19 protein-coding genes and 1 tRNA gene are annotated in these 18,679 nt (G+C 69.4%); 6 read left to right on the top strand and 14 right to left on the bottom strand.

The annotated features are described in order from the left end of the window. Positions 1 to 109 precede the first annotated feature (109 nt). The 10 genes from B4V06_RS06405 to coaBC form a co-directional block, all read right to left on the bottom strand. Positions 110 to 1,900 carry a Na(+)/H(+) antiporter subunit D gene (locus tag B4V06_RS06405; protein ID WP_498168456.1) on the bottom strand — a complete coding sequence of 597 codons (1,791 nt, stop codon included), beginning with the start codon at positions 1,898 to 1,900 and terminating at the stop codon, positions 110 to 112. After that, positions 1,897 to 4,065, bottom strand: a complete 2,169-nt coding sequence (locus B4V06_RS06400) for a proton-conducting transporter transmembrane domain-containing protein (RefSeq protein ID WP_498168453.1) — start codon at positions 4,063 to 4,065, stop codon at positions 1,897 to 1,899. Before B4V06_RS06400 ends, B4V06_RS06405 begins: the two co-directional genes overlap by 4 nt. Further along, a complete protein-coding gene (locus B4V06_RS06395) occupies positions 4,062 to 5,714 on the bottom strand; it encodes a proton-conducting transporter transmembrane domain-containing protein (protein ID WP_498168450.1) in 1,653 nt (550 codons plus the stop codon). Before B4V06_RS06395 ends, B4V06_RS06400 begins: the two co-directional genes overlap by 4 nt. Further along, positions 5,707 to 6,207 carry a cation:proton antiporter subunit C gene (locus B4V06_RS06390; protein WP_123114660.1) on the bottom strand — a complete coding sequence of 167 codons (501 nt, stop codon included), beginning with the start codon at positions 6,205 to 6,207 and terminating at the stop codon, positions 5,707 to 5,709. Before B4V06_RS06390 ends, B4V06_RS06395 begins: the two co-directional genes overlap by 8 nt. Continuing rightward, the gene (locus B4V06_RS06385; protein ID WP_123114659.1) at positions 6,204 to 6,902 is read right to left on the bottom strand and encodes an MnhB domain-containing protein; all 699 of its coding nucleotides are present in this window, start codon (positions 6,900 to 6,902) and stop codon (positions 6,204 to 6,206) included. Before B4V06_RS06385 ends, B4V06_RS06390 begins: the two co-directional genes overlap by 4 nt. Then, a complete protein-coding gene (locus B4V06_RS06380) occupies positions 6,899 to 7,498 on the bottom strand; it encodes a DUF4040 domain-containing protein (protein ID WP_123114658.1) in 600 nt (199 codons plus the stop codon). The genes B4V06_RS06385 and B4V06_RS06380 overlap by 4 nt, the downstream gene beginning before the upstream one ends. Further along, entirely contained in the window at positions 7,495 to 7,830 is a 336-nt protein-coding gene (gene mnhG / locus B4V06_RS06375) for a monovalent cation/H(+) antiporter subunit G (protein ID WP_217920705.1), read from the bottom strand. The genes B4V06_RS06380 and mnhG overlap by 4 nt, the downstream gene beginning before the upstream one ends. Beyond that, positions 7,830 to 8,135, bottom strand: a complete 306-nt coding sequence (locus B4V06_RS06370; RefSeq protein ID WP_123114657.1) for a cation:proton antiporter — start codon at positions 8,133 to 8,135, stop codon at positions 7,830 to 7,832. Before B4V06_RS06370 ends, mnhG begins: the two co-directional genes overlap by 1 nt. Then, positions 8,132 to 9,391: a monovalent cation/H+ antiporter subunit E gene (locus B4V06_RS06365; protein WP_123114656.1), complete on the bottom strand. Its 1,260-nt coding sequence runs from the start codon at positions 9,389 to 9,391 to the stop codon at positions 8,132 to 8,134. The genes B4V06_RS06370 and B4V06_RS06365 overlap by 4 nt, the downstream gene beginning before the upstream one ends. Before the next feature lie 149 nt (positions 9,392 to 9,540). After that, positions 9,541 to 10,716 (bottom strand): bifunctional phosphopantothenoylcysteine decarboxylase/phosphopantothenate--cysteine ligase CoaBC, encoded by a 1,176-nt coding sequence (gene coaBC, locus B4V06_RS06360; protein ID WP_123114655.1) that lies wholly within the window; start codon positions 10,714 to 10,716, stop codon positions 9,541 to 9,543. 535 nt (positions 10,717 to 11,251) lie between these two features. Here coaBC and B4V06_RS06355 point away from each other — a divergent pair. Then, a complete protein-coding gene (locus tag B4V06_RS06355; protein WP_123114654.1) occupies positions 11,252 to 11,923 on the top strand; it encodes a metallophosphoesterase family protein in 672 nt (223 codons plus the stop codon). A 46-nt stretch (positions 11,924 to 11,969) separates the two neighbouring features. Here B4V06_RS06355 and B4V06_RS06350 read toward each other — a convergent pair whose 3' ends face one another. After that, a complete protein-coding gene (locus B4V06_RS06350) occupies positions 11,970 to 12,287 on the bottom strand; it encodes a hypothetical protein (protein ID WP_498168442.1) in 318 nt (105 codons plus the stop codon). Positions 12,288 to 12,436: 149 nt separating this feature from the next. Here B4V06_RS06350 and B4V06_RS06345 point away from each other — a divergent pair, with 149 nt between their 5' ends. Further along, a complete protein-coding gene (locus B4V06_RS06345) occupies positions 12,437 to 13,516 on the top strand; it encodes an NAD(P)/FAD-dependent oxidoreductase (RefSeq protein WP_123114652.1) in 1,080 nt (359 codons plus the stop codon). A 92-nt stretch (positions 13,517 to 13,608) separates the two neighbouring features. After that, on the top strand, positions 13,609 to 14,379 hold the full coding sequence (locus B4V06_RS06340; RefSeq protein ID WP_498168439.1) for an SDR family NAD(P)-dependent oxidoreductase: 771 nt from the start codon (positions 13,609 to 13,611) through the stop codon (positions 14,377 to 14,379). Between the two features lie 297 nt (positions 14,380 to 14,676). Here B4V06_RS06340 and B4V06_RS06335 read toward each other — a convergent pair. After that, a tRNA-Gly gene (locus B4V06_RS06335) sits at positions 14,677 to 14,747 on the bottom strand. 195 nt (positions 14,748 to 14,942) lie between these two features. Then, on the bottom strand, positions 14,943 to 15,527 hold the full coding sequence (locus tag B4V06_RS06330) for a hypothetical protein (protein ID WP_123114650.1): 585 nt from the start codon (positions 15,525 to 15,527) through the stop codon (positions 14,943 to 14,945). 102 nt (positions 15,528 to 15,629) lie between these two features. Between B4V06_RS06330 and B4V06_RS06325 the strand changes: the two genes are divergently transcribed. From B4V06_RS06325 to B4V06_RS06315, 3 genes are all read left to right on the top strand, one after another. Then, positions 15,630 to 16,616, top strand: a complete 987-nt coding sequence (locus B4V06_RS06325; protein ID WP_255212538.1) for a hypothetical protein — start codon at positions 15,630 to 15,632, stop codon at positions 16,614 to 16,616. Positions 16,617 to 16,667: 51 nt separating this feature from the next. After that, entirely contained in the window at positions 16,668 to 17,258 is a 591-nt protein-coding gene (locus tag B4V06_RS06320; protein WP_123114648.1) for an SRPBCC family protein, read from the top strand. Positions 17,259 to 17,384: 126 nt separating this feature from the next. Next, on the top strand, positions 17,385 to 18,044 hold the full coding sequence (locus tag B4V06_RS06315) for a flavin reductase family protein (protein WP_123114647.1): 660 nt from the start codon (positions 17,385 to 17,387) through the stop codon (positions 18,042 to 18,044). Positions 18,045 to 18,050: 6 nt separating this feature from the next. On the opposite strand, the gene B4V06_RS06310 is transcribed toward B4V06_RS06315, so the two are convergent. After that, positions 18,051 to 18,617, bottom strand: coding sequence for a hypothetical protein (locus B4V06_RS06310; RefSeq protein WP_123114646.1), 567 nt, complete (start codon positions 18,615 to 18,617; stop codon positions 18,051 to 18,053). Positions 18,618 to 18,679 lie beyond the last annotated feature (62 nt).

Raw genomic sequence — 18,679 nt, 5'->3', positions numbered from 1 at the left:
CCGGACATAAATTTTCTCACCCGAAGTAGCTCGGTCTCAGTGACGACCGGTCACCGTCAGATCGCGTCCGAAAAACGGGGGTAGATCGAGCGGGAGTTATAAATCCCGCTCAGCCGAGCAGGAACGCGAACAGCGCGACGCCGGCCGCGAGCGTTAAGATGAGGACGCTCCGGCCGATTCCCGTCCTGATCTCGACGTCGACGCCGAGCGACGCGACGGCCGTTCGCGGGTGCATCGCGGTCCGCTTGACGCCGGCGACCAGCCGCATCACGGCGCGGTCGACGGCGGCCCACAGCTCCGTGACGCCCCAGATCGTCCCCCGACCGAGGTAGAACGCGGCCGGGTACGTCACCGCGTCGACGTCGCGCATGTGGTGGGCGAGCCAGCCGAGCGGTCGCTTCAGCGCGAAGAAGCCGACGAAGCCGGTCACGAGCAGCGCCGCGCTCTCGGTCAGATGGCTCTCGCTGTACGGCTTGAAGTAGACGTCCTCGCTGAGGATGATCTCCGTGAACGGCATCAGCTCGATCAGCTGGGTGTAGAACACCCCGAAGAAGATACAAGCGCCGCCCGCGAGCACCATGCCGGCGGTCTGGAACGCGGTGGCGTCCTTCGGCGACAGCGTCGCCGACCCGTGGAAGAACATGTAGTAGCCGAGCTTGATGAACGACATGAACGTCCCGACGCCGCCGAGGATCAGCAGCCACCAGAGGAGCCCGCTGTCCAACAGGAGCACGTAGTTGTGGACCTCGTGGGCGGAGTCGATCACCATCCCCTTCGAGATGAACCCGTTGAACCCCGGGACGGCGGTAATCGAGGCCGCGCCGACGACGTAGAGGAGGAAGGCAACGGGCATCTCCCGCCAGAGCCCGCCCATGTCCCGGATGTCCTCGACGCCGGTGCGGTAGATCACCACGCCGACGGTCATGAACAGGAGGCTCTTGTACAGCACGTTGTTGAACAGGTGCGCGAAGCCGCCGGTGACGGCGAACTCGCCGACGTACGTCGCGAGCCCGAACCCGGCCAGCATGTAGCCGAGCTGCGCCTGGATGTGGTACGAGAGGAGCCGGCGCGGGTCGTACTGCAGCAGCGCGAAGAACGCGCCGTAGACGGCCATGAACCCGCCGAGGTACGCGAGCCACATGCCGCCCTCGGGGAACGTCCGGTACATCACGTACGCCGCCGTCTTCGTGGTGAACACGGAGAGGAACACCGACGCCGCCACGTGCGGGCGCGGGTAGGTGTCCGGCAGCCACGTGTGCAGGAAGATGAACCCGCAGTTGACGCCGACGCCGATCGCCGCGAGCAGCGTCGCGCTGGCGTGGATCCCGGTCGTCGACGAGAACAGGAAGATCTCGGCGGTCGGCACGGCGCCGATCATCGACGCGCCGTGGACGACGACCGCGCCGAGGAAGAACGTCCCCCCGATCCCGTGGAACAGCGCGTAGCGGTAGCCGGCCCGCACCGCCGCGCCGCCGTACTGCCACACCAGCAGGGTGCTGGTGACGGCCATCAGCTCCCAGAAGAAGATCAGGGTGAGCCAGTCGCCGGCGTAGATCGTCCCGAGCGTCGAGGAGACGTACACCAGCGCGAACGCGGTCACCCACTTCGGGGCCTCCGTGCCGTACGCGTACAGCACCGCCGCCGTCGCGAGGAACCCGACGACGACGCCCATCAGCAGGGAGAACTGGTCGACGTTGAACAGGACCACGTCGAAGCCGAACAGCTGCGTCGCGAGGTGGGTTCCCGTGCCGCCGTCGCCGAGCAGCACCGCCTGCGCGAAGGCGAACGCCGTCGCCAGCGCGGCCGCCGCGTGGCCGGCCCGACGCGGGAGCCCGAGCACGAGGAACGCCGCCGCCGCGAGCACGACGTACGGCGGGAGCGAGGTGAGGACTGCGTTCATGGGCGCATCGCCTCCTCGGGGAGCCGCGTGTCGACGATGAGCTCGATCAGCTCCAGGAAGCCCATCTCGTAGGGGATCACGCCGAGCAGCACCGCGAGGCTCATCGCGGTGAGGATCGGCCCGAGCGTGAACCACGACGACTCGCGCCCGCGGAGGGCGTCGAGTCCGTCGATGTGTCGCCAGCCGCCCGCGGGCGGGCCGCCGGCGTGGCCGTGGTCATCGTGTGCGCCCTCGTGTCCGTTGTGTGCGCCTTCGTGTCCATCGCCGTGACCCTCCTCGTCGCTGTGGCCGGTTCCAGCGTCAGCGCCGTCGTCGGTCGTGCGGTCCTCCGCGTCGTCGTCGCCGCGTCCGACCCCGAAGGGCACGGCCGCGTCGGAGGGTCGCGAGTCGACCGCGTAATCCCCGGTGTCGACGCGCTCGGCCGGCTCGGAGAAGTCGCGGTCGCTCGTGTTGAAGTCCGGCCGGACGACGCCCTCCTCGTCGGTCGGGAGGTCGTCGAGCTCCGCGTCGGGGATGTCGGAGTCGTCGGGAACGTCGGCGTCGCCGGCGGGGCCCGCCGGGTCCGCGTCAGCCGGCGAGTCGCCCTCGGCGCTCTCGACGACGTCGTCGATGGCGGCCTCGTCGGCGTTGGTGTCCGTTTCCGCATCGGCGTCGCCGGTGTCCTCGTCCTCGGGTCGGCCCCCGTCGGTGGCCGCGTCGTCACCTGCGCGGCCCCCGTCGGTCGCCGGCAGCGTCGACCGCGACTCCCCGCCCATCCGGAAGTCGACGAGCGGCTTCGCGTCGTTGGCGTCCTCCGCCTCGAAGAAGGCGGTGTAGATCACCGGCCAGAAGTAGGCGATGTTGAGCACGCCCGAGAGCAGCAGCGCGCCGGCGAGGTAGTAGGCGATCGGGGTCAGCCGGGCGCCCATCCGGATCCCGCCGATCAGCATGTAGTACTTGCTGACGAACCCGGCGAGCAGCGGGATGCCGGCCATCCCGAGCGAGGCCACCGTGAACGCCCCCATCGTCAGTGGCATCCGCTTGCCGATCCCCGCCATTTCCGAGATGTAGTCGGTGTGCGTCGAGACGTGGAGGTTCCCCGCGCAGAAGAACAGGGTGAGCTTCATGAACGCGTGCGCCGGGATGTGCAGCAGCGCGCCGACGAGCCCGTACCAGCCGAACAGCCCGAGCCCGAGGATGATGTAGCTCAGCTGACTCACCGTCGAGTAGGCGAGCCGCTGTTTCAGGTGGTCCTTCCGCAGAGCGATGATCGAGGCCGCGGTCAGCGTGATCGCCCCGATGGTTGAGAGGACGAGTCCGGCCGAGAAGCCGAAGGGGAGCGAGAGGTTGAAGACGAGCTCCGGGCCGAACACGTCGAGGACGACCCGCGAGACGCCGAACGCCCCGGACTTGACGACCGCGACCGCGTGGAGGAGCCCGGAGACCGGCGTCGGCGCGACCATCGCCTCGGGGAGCCACTGGTGGAGCGGCATGATCCCGGCCTTCACGCCGAACCCGATCGCGAGGAGGAAGAACGCGAGCATCGCGAGGCCGGGGTCGGCGTTCGCCAGCTCCTGAATCCCGCCGGCCGTGAACGAGACGTTGCCGGCGATCAGGTAGACGAGGGCGGTCCCGGCGAGCACGAGCACGCCGCCGCCGAACATCGTGTACGCGAGGTACTTCCGGCCGGCCGAGCGCGCCTCCGCCGTCTCGTCGTGGGCGACGAGCGGGTACGTCGCGATCGAGAGGATCTCGTAGAAGACGAAGATCGTCACGAGGTTGCCCGCGAACGCGATCCCCATCGTCGCCGACAGCGACACCGCGAACGCGGCGAAGTACCGGGTCTGGTTCGTCTCGTCGTTACCGCGCATGTACCCGATGCTGTAGAACGACGTGACGATCCACAGGCCGCTGGCGAGGAACGCGAACAGCATGCCGAGCGCGTCGGCGCGGAGCGCGAACTCGATTCCGGGGAGGAACGCCCCGAGCGACCACTCGAAGACGGCGCCGTCGAGGACGGCCGGGAGCATCGAGGCGACGATCGCGAACTTCGCGACGGCCGCGACGAGCGTCCACCCCTCGCGGACGTTCGGCGAGCGGTGCGACGCGACGATGAAGAACGCCGCGACGAACGAGACGAGGACGGCCAGTAGGGGTCGTGGGTCAGAGACGAGAGCGTCAGTCATGCGAACACCTCCGTGAGGAACGGACCGAACCACTCGGCCAGCGCGAAGCCGGCGAAGCCGAGCGAAACCGTGACGAGCGTCGTGACGAGGAGCACCGCCAGCGACGCGGGCGGTACCCGGTCGGGGACCAGCGAGGGCCGCGGCGCGCCCTCCACGGGCGCGACCGGCGCGGCCGCACCCGTATCGTTGGCCGCCGGGTCGTCATCGCGACCGCCGTCGGCGGCCACTCCGGCCGGGTCGTCGCCCGCGCCGCCCGCGGAGTCATCGCCGTGGCCGGCCGCCGCGTCGTCGCCGTGGCCGCCCGAGAGCCCGACGCCGGCGAAGTAGAACCGCTCGATCAGGCGCGCGACGTACGACAGCGTGAACAGGGTGCTGACGAAGATCACGGCGGCGACCGCGATCCCGGCCGGCCCGGCGCCGGCCATGCTGGACTCGACCGCGCCGACGCCGATGTACCACTTGCCGAGGAAGCCGACCGACGGCGGGATGCCGACGAGTCCTAAGCCGAGCAGGGCGATCGCGCCGGCCGTGAACGGCGCCTCGCGCGCGGCGCTCGCGGCGTCCTCGATCCGGCGGACGCCGTAGCCGAGCGCGAGGGTGCCGACCCCGAGGAAGAGCCCGAACTTCAGCAGGCCGTGGCCGATGAGGTGGACGATCCCCCCGAGCAGCGCGGTCTCGTTCGCGAGCGCGATCGCGGCCCCGATCATCCCGAACTGCGCGACCGAGGAGTAGGCGAACATCCGCTTGAGGTCGGACTGCATCGCCGCGAGCACCGAGCCGGCGAGGATCGACGTCCCGGAGACGACGAGCATCGCCGTCGTGATCGCGTCGTTCGCGGCGAGGAAATCGACGGTGAAGACGGTGTACGTCACCCGGATCAGCGCGTACGCGCTCGTCGTCGACACGAGCGCGGCCACGACCGCCGTGACGGCGTCCGGCGCGCGCTGGTAGGCGTCCGGCTGCCAGGTGTGGACCGGGAATAAGGCGATCTTCAGCGCGAGCCCGGCGACGATCAGCGCGTAGCTCGCCTGGATCAGGGGGTCGCCGTACCCCGCCTGCGCGAGGATCTGCTCGCGCATGTCGACCATGTTCAGCGTCCCCGTCGCGAGGAACGCGTAGCCGACGCCGACGAGGTACAGCGAGGCGCCCACCGTCCCGACCACGAGGTACTTCAGCGAGGCGTAGGCGCTCGCGCCCGAGCGGTCGGCCGCGATGAGCGCGTACGTCGTGATCCCGACGATCTCGAGGAAGACGAACATGTTGAACAGGTCGCCGGTGAGCGCCATCCCCGAGAGCCCGCCGACCAGCAGCAGGTAGGCGCTGTAGAAGGGGTTCCCGCGCGGGCCGGCCACGCGCGAGAACGCGAGCGTCCCCAGCGAGACGACCGCGATCAGCACGAGCATCGCGGCCGACAGCTGATCGGCCACCAGCTCGATCCCGATCGGCGGCTGGTACGTGCCGACCGCGTGGTCGAACTGGCCGCCGAGCGCGACTTCGGCGGCGATCGCGGCCGCGATACCGACCACCGCGGTCGTCGCGACCGCCGCGATCGGCCACCCCACGTCGTCGAACCACAGGCCGAGCGCGATCGGCAGGGTGGCCGCCACGATCGGGACGGCGATCGCCAGCGGGAGGAGCACGTCAGTCATCGCTCACACCCCCGTCGGTCGCGGGGTCGTCGCCCTCGGCCGTCGGGCCGGCGGGGAGCGACCCCTCGTCCCGCATCAGTTCGCGGAGCGTGTCGGTGCGGAGCGTCCCGTACTCGTCGTAGATGCGGATGCAGAGCGCGAGCCCCACCGCGGTGAGGCTCACACCGACGACGATGGCGGTGAGCACGATCACGTGCGGGAGCGGGCTGACGAACGTCCCGGTCTCCGCCTCGCCGGAGCCGAGGATCGGGATCGCGCCGCCTTCGACGTACGCCGAGGCGATGAACAGCAAGAATATCGCCGTCTGGAACAGGTTGAGTCCGATGATCTTCTTCACGAGGTGTGGGTTGGCTATCATCATGTAGAGGCCGACGCAGAGCAGCAGCGCGAACGTGAGGTAGGCGTGTCTCGTCGCGAATATCTCGAACGCACCCGCGGACGCGACGATGGCGTCGGTTCCGGCGGACGCGACGACGGACGCGACGCTCGTCATCGCTCACCCCCGTCGGCGACCGCAGTGCGGTCCGATTCCGGCGCGTCGGGGTCGTCCGCGGCCTCGTCGGCGTCGTCCTCGGCGGACCCGGTGTCGCCGAAGCCGCTCCCGTCGGAGTCGAACCCGCTCGCGAGCAGGAAGAACAGCCCCATGAGCACGCCGCTCACGATGGCCGCGATGCCGAAGATCTCGACGCTCTCTAACCCGTACTTCACCGGGATCGGCAGCAGGTCGTACTGGAGGAACGCGCCGCCGCGCGCGACCGGGATCAGTCCGATGCCGGCGAACGCCAGCGCGCCGCCGACCGCGAGCGCGACGACGACGGTGTTCGCGAGCCACTCGCGAGTCGCCTCGATCCCGAACGCGAACGCGATCATGAACACGACGGCGGCCATGATCGCGCCGCCTTGGAACCCACCGCCGGGCGATCCGGCGCCGTGGAAGGTGATGAACAGGCCGTACGTGAACGCGAACGGCGCCACGATCTTCACCGTCGGCATGATCACCTGGCTCTCCGTGTACGGGATCTCCCGACGCCGCTCGGAGTCGGGTCGCCCGGACCGGGAGTCCGCCCGGCGGGGCGGGGCGTCGTCCGTGTCGACTGCATCGCCCGGGTCGCCGTCGACGGGAGGCTCTTCCGTACCGGGATCGTCGGCGCCGCCGACGGGGTCGTCCCCGGGACGAGTGTCGCTCATGCGAACACCTCCCGGTGGAGCACGATGAGCGCCGCGATCCCGCCGGCGAAGACGACGACCGCCTCGCCGAAGGTGTCGAACCCCCGGAACGCCGCCAGCACGGCCATCACCGAGTTCTCGACGCCGGTCTGCGCGTACGACTCGCGGAGGTACCACTGGCTCACCTCCGGGTTCGACCACACCGCCGCGTCGGGCGAGCCCACCGCCGGGATGTCCCCCATCGTGAGCAGCAGCCCGCCGAACAGCAGCCCGACCGCGCCGACCGCCGGGAGGTTCACCGACTCCAAGGCGACGTCGTGGTCGATCCGGGTCGTCTTCGCGAGGGTTAGGAGGAGCAGGACGGTGGTCACGCCGGCGGAGATCGCCGCCTCCGTCAGCGCCACGTCCGGCGCGCGGTAGAAGGTGTACAGCGCGGCCATCCCGAGGCTGTACGCGCCGAACACGATGACCGCCGCGAGCACGTCCCGCGCGAGGGCGGTCGCGAGCGCGGTCAACACGACGAACGCGAGCAGGCCTCCCTCGACGGCGGTAACCTGTGCGACGGCGGGGGCCGCCCCTGCGGTGGCCGACGAGCCGACGGACGTCGCGCCGATCATCGGCGGTCGTCCCCCTCGGTCCACGGCACGATCCCCTCCTCGAAGGCCGCCCGGCTGATGGCGTGGGCGGCCGTCGGGTTCGTCACGAAGATGAAGAACAACAGGAGCACCGTCTTGACGCCGGCGCCCTCCAGACCGATGGCCAGCGCCACGGCGGCGAGCCCGAAGCCGGCGCCGAGCGTGTCCGCCTGCGAGGCGGTGTGCGCCCGCGAGTAGACGTCGGGGAGCCGGAGCACGCCGGTCATCGAGACGAAGGTGAAGAACAGCCCGAGCAGCGTGAACGCGACGATCAGCCCGACGCGGATCGCCCCGAGCGGTCCGAGCGTCTCGATCACAGCACACCACCCCGCTCGACCGTGAACTTCGAGATGGCGATCGCCATCAGGAAGTTCAACAGCGCGTACACTAAGGCGATGTCGAGGAACGTCGGCTCCGAGAGCGCCGCGGCCAGGATCGCGAGGATGACGACGGTGTTCGTCCCGAGGACGTTCACCGCGAGCACCCGGTCCTGCATGGTCGGGCCCTTCACCGCCCGGTACAGCATGCCGATCGCGAGCACGGCGAGTCCGGCGGCCGCGAACAGCAGGAAGTCACCGACCGTGTAGCCGGCGGCGACCGTGGCGTCGACGAGCGTCATTCGCCGCTCACCTCCGCGTCGTTCGCGTCCTCGCCGATGTCGCTCTCCGGCGACGCTTCAGCGGCGGGCTCGCCGCCGTCGGCGGCGGCGATGGGCAGCTCCTCGGTCGCGTCGGGGCCCTGCAGAATGGCGTGATCGCCGCGCTCGCGCGGCGTCGGCAGCCGGGCCGCCGAACGGCCGTAGTAGACGAAGCGCGTCCACCGCTCCAGCGAGCCGTCGAACAGGCCCTCGCGGGCCCACGGGACCAACGAGTGGACGTACAGGTCGCTGTCGCGGGCGCGGACCGTCAGCGTTCCCGGGGTCAGCGTGATCGAGTTCGCGAGCGTCATCACCGGGAGCCCGCTGCCGACGATCACGCTGACGCGGTTCAGCGTCGGCTCGATCGGGAGCCGCGGGTCGAGTATCACGCGAGCGACCACCAGGTTCGCCACGATGATCTCGTACAGCAGGACGGGGATGTATATCGCGCCACGGACCAGGCGTTGGGGCGTCCGCGGGATCGACGGGTCGGCGTCGAAGCTGATCCGCGAGAGGGTGATCGAGACGATCGCCGCGGTCGCGACGCCCGTCACCCAGTCGAACCAGTAGAGGGGGTCGCCGAGCACGAAGTAGAAGGCGAGCGAGAGCCCGAACATCGCCGCGAACCGCACGCCCGTCGCCTCGCTCCGGAGCCGCTCCGGTCGGGTCGGTCGCCCCACCGGCGCCGTCTGGACGGTCAGCGGGGTGTTCGAGAGCGCGAACTCCAGCGGCTGGAGCAGCGTCGTGTTGCCGACCGGGGTGTACTCCGGATCGAGCAGGACCGTGTCGGCGCCGTGCTCCTCGGCGTACTCGGCGAGCGCCTCGACGTAGTCGTCCGGACCGAACAGGTACTCGTCGCCGCCGATCAGCGCCGACGCGATCGTCACGCCGACGCCGGCGTCTCCGGTGTCGCCGTCGGCGTCGTCGAGGTCCGCCTCGGCCCACGCGACCACCCGTTCGAGGACGCGCCGGGCCTCGGCGGTGCGGTCGTCGGAGCCGGGGTCGCCGTCGCGCCACGAGGCGATCTCCACGAAGTGGATCGCGGAGAACTCGCCGCCGACCGCGGCCTCCACGACGTGCGCGACCGTCGCGCGGAGCGTCGGTGACGGTTCGACGGGGACGACGACCGTCGACCGGGGCTCCGCGCCGGTGTCGCCGTCGGCATCGTCGACACCGTCGGCCGCGACGCTCCCGTCAGCGTCGTCGCTGTCGTCGCCGGCGTCGTCGGCGTCAGTCACCCACCACACCTCCGACGGGTTCGGGTTCGACCGTCTCTGTGCACATGGGTATCTCTACCCGGATCCTTTCCCTACCGCCTCAAAACAGTTTGTATCCCAGCCGATATCGAACGGACCGACCGCGCCGCCGTCGCAGCGAGTGAGGGCCGCTACGCCGTCGGCTCCCGCCCGAGCGCGGCCGCGAGCCGGTCGGCGATCCGCCCGGCGACGACGTCTTTCGAGCCGACCGCCTCCTCCGGCTCGGTCCCCTCGGCGCCCACGAGGAGCACGCGCGTCTCGTCGTCGCCCATCACGCTCGCGTCGTTGGCGACGACGAACGCGAGGTCGACACGGTCGCGGATCCGCTCGGCCTCCGCGACCATCGCGTCGTCATCGCCCGACGTCTCGGCCTTGAACCCGACGATCGGCAGGTCCGGGTACGCCTCCCGCACCGAGTCGATGAGCTTCGGCGTGGGCCGGAGGTCCACGGAGAGCGGCGACCCCGACCGGATCTTCTGGTCGACGGCGTCGGCGGTGAAGTCGGAGATGGCCGCCGCCGAGACCAGCGCGTCCGCCGTGGCCGCCGTCTGCCGGCACGCCCGCATCATCTCGTCGGCGGTCTCGACCGCGACGACGTCGGCGTAGGGGACGTCCGGGCCGTCCTGTACGAGCGTCACCTTCGCGCCCCGGACGTACAGCGCGCGGGCGACCGCACGGCCGGTCTTCCCGGACGCCCGGTTCGTGAGGATGCGGATCGGGTCGATGCGCTCCTTCGTCGCGCCCGCGGTGACGACGACGTGCGCGCCAGAGAGCGAGTTCGGGGTCGTCGCGCGGGCGACCTCGGTGACGATCTCGGGCTCGGCGGCGATCTTCGCCTTCCCCTCCTCGATCCGGGGGTCCGCGAACGTCACGCCCCACGCCTCCAGCCGGTCGAGCGCCTCCAGCACGCCCGGGTGGTCGTACATCGGTTCGTGCATCGCCGGCGCCATCACCACGGGCATTCCCGCCCCGAGCGCGGTCGTCGCGCAGGTCGTCACGGGCGTGTCGTCCACGGCGGCCGCGATCTTCCCCGCGGTGTTCGCGGTCGCGGGCGCGAGCAGCAGCACGTCGGCCCACCCCTCGCGGCCGCAGAGCTCCACGTGCTCGACATCGCCGGTGATCTCGGTGACGACGGGCTCGTCGGTCGCGAAGTCGACCGCCCACGGATGGACGATGTTCGTCGCCGCCGGGGACATGACGGCGCGGACGCTGGCGCCGTGCCGGCGCAGCTCGTGAGCGAGTTCGACGACCTTCACCGCCGCGATGCTCCCCGAGACGCCGAGCGCGACGTTGACCCCCTCTAGCATTACCGAGACCGTTCCGCCCCCGGCGGCTTATAAGATGCCGTTGCGGAAGGGGTGCGGGGACACCCCCTCGATGCGTCTCTGCGAGGGTGATTTATAAATCGATCTGCGGTGGCGCGTGCCTGCGAGGCCGCATTAGCGGCCGAGCAGCGCGCGCGAGGGAGTCGCGAACGGAGTGAGCGACGAGGCTGGGGAGGCGTGAGGAGCGGTGCTGTGCGGGTGGGTGGGACTCAAAGCCCCAGCCGAGAGGCGGGCGCAGGCGACGTAAGCACCGCAACGAGGGAGCGAACGAAGTGAGCGACCGAGTGAGGAGCACAGCGAGCGTGCGCCCGCCTCTCGGCTGGGGCTTTGGAGGTGTTCTCCGTCGATCCGTTATTAACGGTTTATAAGTAAACGGTTGGAGCTCCAGAGGCGTCCACCGCCGATCCGTCGTCGACAACGAATAACGAACGACGTCCTCGACGCTCTCGCGCTCAAACCCCGCGTCCACCTCGTATCGACCGAACCTATTCGGGCGTCGCTCCCGAACACCGACTCGATGAAGGTGGGGCTCATCTCGGACGTCCACGCGAACCTCCCGGCGCTCGAAGCGGTCCTCGACGACATGCCCGCGGTCGACCGGATCGTCTGCGCCGGCGACGTGATCGGGTACAACCCGTGGCCGGCCGAGTGCGTCGAGCGCGTGCGCGACGTCGCGGTGAAGACGGTCAGGGGGAACCACGATCGCACGGTCGAGTCGCCGGAGCGCTACCGCGCCAACCGCATGGCCGAAGCGGGGCTCGAACACGCGAAGACGACCCTCTCCGAGGACCAACTCGCGTGGCTCGACGGGCTCCCGCGCGCCGAGACGTTCGCGGGCGGACGGTACCTGCTCGTCCACTCGCACCCCGCGGCCGAGCGCGAGGACGCCTACGTCTACCCCGAGGAGTTCCCGAATCTGGACCGCCACATGGGCGAGTACGACGGGATCGTCCTCGGGCACACGCACGTGCAGGGGAAGCGGTCCGTCGCCGGCGGGGTGGTCGTCAATCCCGGCAGCGTCGGGCAGCCGCGGGACGGCGACCCGGACGCGGGGTACGCCGTGCTGGACACGGCGACGGACGAGGTCGCGCTCGAACGCGTCGCGTACGACGTCGACCGCGTGAGCGAGGCGGTCGCCGAGGCCGGGCTCCCGGAGCGAACCGCCGCGCGGCTTTATAAGGGCGAGTGAGCGCGGGGACCGGACGGGCGTCGCGCCGGAGCTCCCTCGCCCCGGATCACGGCCAGAGTCCGAGGAGGAGCAGGACGTTCCGCGCGGCGGTCGCCAGCGAGAGGAGGCCGACGCCGGCGCACATCAGCGTCGCGACGAGCCGCCGGGTCCCCCCCGCGACGGCGACGGGGATCCCGATGACGACCATCCCGGCGGCCTTGGTGAGGAGCATCCCGGGGACGAGTCCGAAGGCCGCGATGAACGCGCCGCCGACGGGAGAGCCCTCGACGTACTGGCCGCCGCCGACCGCGACGTACGTGGAGGCCACGTCGGCGGCGACCCCGACGGCGAGGAGGGCGAGCGCGGCGGCGAGTCGCGATGGCACTGCCACACCGGAGGCGGTGAACCGTAATAAGCTTCCGGGGGACCCGCGGAACCGGGGGACGCGACCCCGGTACGCGCCGCCTCTCGGGGTGGCCGCGGACCGCGCACAGCACGATTCCATTTAAACCGATGCGTCGCGTACGATCGGTAATGAGTTCGTCCGACGACGAGTACGAGATCGCTGTGGTCGGCGGCGGGCCGGCCGGGTTGACGACCGCGCTGTACGGGGCCCGACTGGGCCACGAGACCGTGCTGATCGACCGCGGCGGCGGTCGCGCGGCGATGATGGCCGACACGCACAACGTGATCGGCGTCACCGAGGACGTCTCCGGCAACGAGTTCCTCGCGACCGGCCGCGAGCAGGTCCAGTCGTACGGCGGGACCTACGAGCGCGGCTTCGTCACCGACGCCGTCGAGACCGAGGACGGCCGCTTCCGGCTGACGACGAACGACGCCGAGTTCGTCGCGGACCGCGTCGTATTCGCGACCGGCTTCTCCGACGAGCGCCCGGACCCGCCGCTCCCGCGGACGGGGAAGGGGCTCCACTACTGCCTCCACTGCGACGCCTACATGTTCGTCGACGAGCCGGTGTACGTGATGGGCCACGGCGAGGCGGCCGCCCACGTCGCGATGATCATGCTCAACGTGACCGACGACGTGGACCTGTTGACCCGCGGCGTTGAGCCGACGTGGAGCGAGGAGACGGCGGCCCAGCTTGAGGCGCACCCGGTGGACATCGTCCACGAGGACGTGGCGGGCGTCGAGAACGACCCCGACTCCGGCTGGCTGGCGGCGCTGGAGTTCGAGGACGGCACCCGCCGCGAGTACCGCGGCGGCTTCCCGATGTACGGCTCCGACTACAACACCGCCTTGGCCGAGGGGCTCGGCTGCGACCTCACCGAGAGCGGCGAGGTCGACGTCGACAACCACGGGCGCACCAGCGTCGACGGCGTGTACGCGGTCGGCGACCTCACACCGGGCCACAACCAGGTACCCGTCGCGATGGGCCAGGGCGCGAAGGCCGGGCTCGCGATCCACAAGGAGATCCGCGAGTTCCCGCGCCCGACCGAGGAGATCGCCCGCGACGGCGCCGTCGACGCCGACGAGGTGCCCGCCATCTCCCCCGAGCTCATGGCGACGGCGGTCGCCCACGAGGGCCACGCCGGCGGCCCGCGAGAGGAGGCGAACCGCCGGGGCGAGCCCGAGGCGCCCGCGGCCGACGACGACTGAGCCGAGACGGATCGAGGTCCGGGACGGGTCGACACCCGCTCCGAGGACCGCGATACCGGCCGTTTTTTGATCCGCTGTGTTCGACTGTCGGTATGGGAACGATCGACGCGGACTTCACCGGGGAGACGGTCGTGGTCACGGGCGGGTCGAGCGGGATCGGCCGCGCGGTCGCGACGGGATTCGGCGACGCCGGCGCGACCGTGATCAACGCCGACGTCCGGGCGGCGCCGAAGGACGTCGACGCCGAGACGCCCACGCACGAGGCGATCGAGGAGCGCGGCGGGACCGCCGCGTTCGTCGAGACCGACGTCTCCGAGCCGACGCAGATCGAGTCGGTCATCGAGGCGGCCCGCGAGTTCGGCGGGGTCGACGTGATGGTGAACAACGCGGGCGTCCACCGCAGCCTCGCGTTCCTCGACGTCGCCCCGGGGGACTTCGATTTTGTCCACGGCGTCAACCTCAGGGGCGCGTTCTTCGGCACGCAGCTGGCCGCCAAGGACATGATCGACCGCGGCGTCGAGGGGGCGATCGTGAACACGTCGTCGACGACGGCCGAACGCGCGGAACCGAACCACTCCCACTACGCGGCGACGAAGGGGGGCATCCAGATGCTCACGCGAAGCGCGGCGCTCGAACTCGACGAGCACGGGATCCGGGTGAACGCGGTCGCTCCGGGACCGATCGCCACCGAGATTCGAGAAGGATGGGCCGAGGAGGCGCGCGACATCGACGCCGGCGGCGGGCTCCCGTCTCGCGCCGGCAGGCCCGCCGACCTCCCCGGCGCGTACCTCTACCTCGCCTCCGAGGACGCGAGCTACGTGACCGGTGAGACGGTGTGGGTCGACGGCGGGGCGAGTCTGTAGGGGGCGACTGTAGTATTTAAACCCCTCTCGGCGATTCCTCTCACTTCGTTCGAGAAATGCGCCGGTCGGGACTCTCGCGAGCGAACGGCGTGAGCGAGCGAGTGTACGGGCGGCGCACGACCACAGGGAGTGCGCCGCCCGGGATTTGAACCGGAATCAGACGTGATCGCTCGCTGCGCGCGACTGATAGGGTTCAAATCCCGCTCTGTATTTTCCGAGCGAAGCGAGGAAAACCTCCGGCCGGGACTCCCGCGAGCGCAGCGAGCGGGAGGTCGGCCGGCGCACGACCGTAGGGAGTGCGCCGGCCGGGATTTGAACCCGGGCCATGAGCTTGGAAGGCTCAGGTCCTACCACTAGACCACCGGCGCGCATGGGTGCGTCCGTCGCTGACGCATCTACACGTAGGCCGAACGGTTCTGATAAACGTTCCGTGTCTCGACGACGAGGAGACGATCGCCGCCGAACGCGGCGCCTGTCGGCGCGAGAGGGTATCTCGTTGGGTGTTCGGGGAGAAGTCGAGACCGGTGCCAAGAGAAGGTAAGAGCGGTGCCGAGAGCGGCGGCCTAGACGATAGTGAACTGGTTGGTGACCGTGGTCTCGAGGTCGATCTCCTCGCCGCCCTCGATGTGGACCTCGTACTCGTAGTCGCCCGGGTCGGTGTCCTCGTCGGTCACGATCTTCGAGCCCCACGTCGCGCGGTCCCAGGCCTCGTGGGCGCCCTCCCAGTTGAGTTCGAGCGGGCCGTAGTCCGCGTCGGGGAATTCGACGACGACCGAGTCGATCGCGTCGGCGCCCAGCGGGTCGCCCGTCTCGGGGTCGAAGATGCCGACGTGGAGACCGACCTCCATCCCGGCCGAGAACCGCCCGATGCTGGCGCAGTCCTCGCCCTCGCCGTCACCGCCCGATTCGTTGCCCGACGTCCCGTTGGTCGTGTTGCCGGTCGTCGTCGTCTCGTTGGTGACGGTCGGCTCGCCGTCGTCGGGCTCGACGCCGGGGTCGGTGATGTACGTGCAACCCGCGAGACTGACCGAGGCCCAAGTGGCCGCACCCGCCGCGACCAGACGGCGACGTGACACCGGTGAGTCGGCCGCCTCCGACGACTCGGTGGAGGTCTTGTCGGTCGGCTCCGAAGACTGGTCTCGATTCATACTGGCACATTATCACCGGACACTATATAAATGCAAACACCGGTTACTAGCTTCGCGAGAACCGGGGGGATATTTATATATTGCCGTTAAGACAATCCGAGTATGGTATCCGACAGACGGCAGGCTAGCAAGGCCGACTCACAGCAGACGAGTGCCAGCGATTCAGGGACGGCGTCGACGACGCGTCGGCGGCTGTTAGCCACCGGCGCGGCGACGTGGGCGACGGTCGGGCTGGCCGGTTGTATGGGCGGCGACGACGGCGGTGACGGGTCCGACGGCGAGGACGGCTCCGCCGACGCACAGAACTTCGTCGTAACTGCCGAGACCGGCGCGGGATCCGAAGGCGTACCCGAAACCGCGGGCTTCATTTCGGCGTGTTCGGCGAGTCGGCGCTTCGTGCCGGGGATGCAGGTCGTCTTCTACGTGGGCATCTTCGACCCCGAGACGGGCGAGCAGCTCACCGACGAGGACCTCGGCAGCGTGGTCGTCAACGTCGAAGGGGTCCAGGAAGTCGAACTGGGTTGGGCCGGCGACGACGAGGAGAACCCGGCCGACGAGTGGGGCGGCTCGTTCGTCCTGCCGGGGGACATCGAGACCGGTTCGTACTCGTACACGGTCGAGGTCAGCAACGGCGACGACAACTACCAGACGGTGGGTATCCTCGAGGACTCCTTCGAGGTCATCGAGCAGTCGAACCCGACCAACTACGTCGTCACGACCGAGACGTGGTGGAACAACCAGTCGCCCGAGGGGACGAACTTCGTCGGGAGCTGCGCCCCCGAGCGCCAGTTCACCCAAGACATGGACGTCACGTTCGTCATCGGCGTCTACGACGGCTCGAGCGGCGAGATCGTCGGCAGCGACACCCTCGACTCCGTGACGATCGAATCGACCGATGGCGCGTTCGACCCGATCGAGCTGTCGTGGAACGAGGGCGGCGAGGACTCCGAACCGCAGTGGTCCGGCACGCTTGATACCGCGGATCTGTCGCCTGCGGCCTACGGCTACGAGGTCGTCGTCACCAACGGCGACGCCAACTACTACAACGTCGGTATCGCGTCGAACCAGTTCACGATCATCGAACTGTAAGGCCGCCGCCGACGCGGTTCCGGAACCGGTTTTTATACCGAACACACAGTCATGAACCACAACAACACGCAGTCATCCGGCGGGAACGCTACCGAATCGGCAGACGCGGCGTCAGCCGACGCGGAGCCAGTCGACGCGGACGAACACGGCGAGGGCGGCGCGGAGATCGACGCCGAGGCGGCCGACGGGACGCTGCGGTTTTCGGACTCGGTCGCCGTCGAGACGACTCCCGAGCAGCTCTGGTCCACGATCTCGGACCCGGCGACGCTGACCGAGTGCGTGCCGGGCGCGGAGTCGATCGAGCGCGTCTCCGAGCGGAAGTACACCGTCGAGATCACGCGGGGGGTGAGCCACCTCACCGTCTCGCTGTCGGGGGAGGCCGAGTTCGTCGAGATGAACCCGCCCGACACCGTGGTGACGAGCGCCACGGCCTTCGACTCGAAGACGGGGAGCGACTTCGACATCCTCGCAGGGATGGAGATCCAGCCGACCGACGACGGGGGGGCCGAGCTTGCCTACACCGCCGAGGTGTCGATCAGCGGCGGGGTCGGGACGATGAGCCCGCGGATCCTCCGGCCGATCGTCAACCGCGACATCGAGACCTACTTCGGGAACGTCAAATCGGCCGTCGAAGGCGAGTAGCGGCCGCTCGTCGCGGTTTCGGCGGCCCGTCGCGAGCGGTCGACCGTCACTCGCGGTCCCGACCGCCGCCGTCCGTGTCGGACCGTTTGGCAGACGTATTTGTATCCGCAAATGAATGGACACCTAATGGCAACCGATCCGACCGACGCGTTCGACGAGATCTCCGAGTACGATTCGACCGCCCTCTTCAAGCCGAAGGTAGTGGCGTTGGTCGTCTCCGAGGGCGAGGAGCGGGGCCCGAACCTCATGACCGCTTCGTGGTGGATGTTGGCCGGTTACAACCCGTTTCGCTATCTCCTCGCCGTGAGCCACAAGACGCTGACCCACGAGCTCATCGAGGAGAGCCAAGAGTTCGTGTTGGCCTCGCCCTCGACGGAGATGATCGACGCGCTGACGCTGTCGGGCATGGTCAGCGGTCGAGACATCGACAAGATCGAACACCTAGACATGGAGACGGTGCCGGGGCAGTCGGTCGACGTGCCGCTGTTGGCCGACGCCGCCGGTAATATCGAGTGTTCGGTGATGGAGTCGTTCGAGTTCATGGACTGCACCTACTACTTCGGCGAGGTCGAACACGCCTACGTCACCCCCGGTGGAATGGACGGCCGGCTCCTGTCGCCGGACGCCGACGTGCTGGCCTACATGGGCAGCGACTGGGGCGAAGAGGAGACCAAGACCAAGTACCGCTACTACGCCGACATCACCGCCGACTCGATCAAGCGGTTCCCCGGCGACGAGGTCGTCGACTCCCTGCCGCCCGAGCTCCAAGCGCAGTTCGACGATTGAGGCGGCTCACCACAGCGCCGTCGACCGCTGGATGACGAAGTGCGGCTCGTCGGCGTCCTCGTCGCCGAAGAGGAACGAGAGGAACGACAGCGAGTACCGGTGGCCCGCGATGTCGATGGCGTGTCCGTCGGCGGCGTCGAACCGGTCGGCGTAGCGCGCGATGGTGTCGCGATGGACTTGGAGGCCGTACTGCCGCCGAAGTGTTCGCTCGCAGGCGGTCGGCGACTCGTCGGCGGCGTGGAACAGACAGAGGTCGACGACCGGCTTGGCGTAGGCACAGCCCTCGTAGAACAGCGCCGAGAGGTCGCCCTGAAACGACCGCCCGCAGTCGAGACACTCGTACTGCTGGACGTCGACGCCGACATCTTCGATCCCCTCGGCGGTGACCAACCGCGCAATCGTCTTCGGCTCGTTCTGATAGCCGTTCTTCCGCCGGTCGTCCGACCCGCAGTTCGGACAGGGCCGCGGCTCGCCCCGGCGCTCGTCGGCGACCTGCCGGAGCTCCTCGTGGATCGCGTTGACGAACAGCGGGGAGACGACCGGATCGAACGACTTCTCGTCTGGGCCTCGCATACGGTCCCGTTGGCCCCCGTCGGTATGAAGCTCACGTTATTATTCGATGTTCAAAATCACGT

The sequence above is a fragment of the Halorubrum sp. B53 genome (assembly GCF_059752395.1).
The sequence above is the reverse complement of the archived record's forward strand: the minus strand, read 5'-3'. Positions and strand labels throughout refer to the sequence as shown.

Excerpts from the sequence above, each read along its gene's own strand:
- B4V06_RS06385 (WP_123114659.1), bottom strand. The coding sequence starts at position 6,902 with ATGAGCGACACTCGTCCCGGGGACGACCCCGTCGGCGGCGCCGACGAT.
- B4V06_RS06340 (WP_498168439.1), top strand. The coding sequence starts at position 13,609 with ATGGGAACGATCGACGCGGACTTCACCGGGGAGACGGTCGTGGTCACG.
- coaBC (WP_123114655.1), bottom strand. The coding sequence starts at position 10,716 with ATGCTAGAGGGGGTCAACGTCGCGCTCGGCGTCTCGGGGAGCATCGCG.
- B4V06_RS06330 (WP_123114650.1), bottom strand. The coding sequence starts at position 15,527 with ATGAATCGAGACCAGTCTTCGGAGCCGACCGACAAGACCTCCACCGAG.
- B4V06_RS06390 (WP_123114660.1), bottom strand. The coding sequence starts at position 6,207 with ATGACGAGCGTCGCGTCCGTCGTCGCGTCCGCCGGAACCGACGCCATC.
- B4V06_RS06370 (WP_123114657.1), bottom strand. The coding sequence starts at position 8,135 with ATGACGCTCGTCGACGCCACGGTCGCCGCCGGCTACACGGTCGGTGAC.
- B4V06_RS06380 (WP_123114658.1), bottom strand. The coding sequence starts at position 7,498 with ATGATCGGCGCGACGTCCGTCGGCTCGTCGGCCACCGCAGGGGCGGCC.
- B4V06_RS06400 (WP_498168453.1), bottom strand. The coding sequence starts at position 4,065 with ATGACTGACGCTCTCGTCTCTGACCCACGACCCCTACTGGCCGTCCTC.
- B4V06_RS06325 (WP_255212538.1), top strand. The coding sequence starts at position 15,630 with ATGGTATCCGACAGACGGCAGGCTAGCAAGGCCGACTCACAGCAGACG.
- B4V06_RS06310 (WP_123114646.1), bottom strand. The coding sequence starts at position 18,617 with ATGCGAGGCCCAGACGAGAAGTCGTTCGATCCGGTCGTCTCCCCGCTG.
- B4V06_RS06355 (WP_123114654.1), top strand. The coding sequence starts at position 11,252 with ATGAAGGTGGGGCTCATCTCGGACGTCCACGCGAACCTCCCGGCGCTC.
- B4V06_RS06405 (WP_498168456.1), bottom strand. The coding sequence starts at position 1,900 with ATGAACGCAGTCCTCACCTCGCTCCCGCCGTACGTCGTGCTCGCGGCG.
- B4V06_RS06395 (WP_498168450.1), bottom strand. The coding sequence starts at position 5,714 with ATGACTGACGTGCTCCTCCCGCTGGCGATCGCCGTCCCGATCGTGGCG.
- B4V06_RS06315 (WP_123114647.1), top strand. The coding sequence starts at position 17,385 with ATGGCAACCGATCCGACCGACGCGTTCGACGAGATCTCCGAGTACGAT.
- B4V06_RS06345 (WP_123114652.1), top strand. The coding sequence starts at position 12,437 with ATGAGTTCGTCCGACGACGAGTACGAGATCGCTGTGGTCGGCGGCGGG.
- B4V06_RS06320 (WP_123114648.1), top strand. The coding sequence starts at position 16,668 with ATGAACCACAACAACACGCAGTCATCCGGCGGGAACGCTACCGAATCG.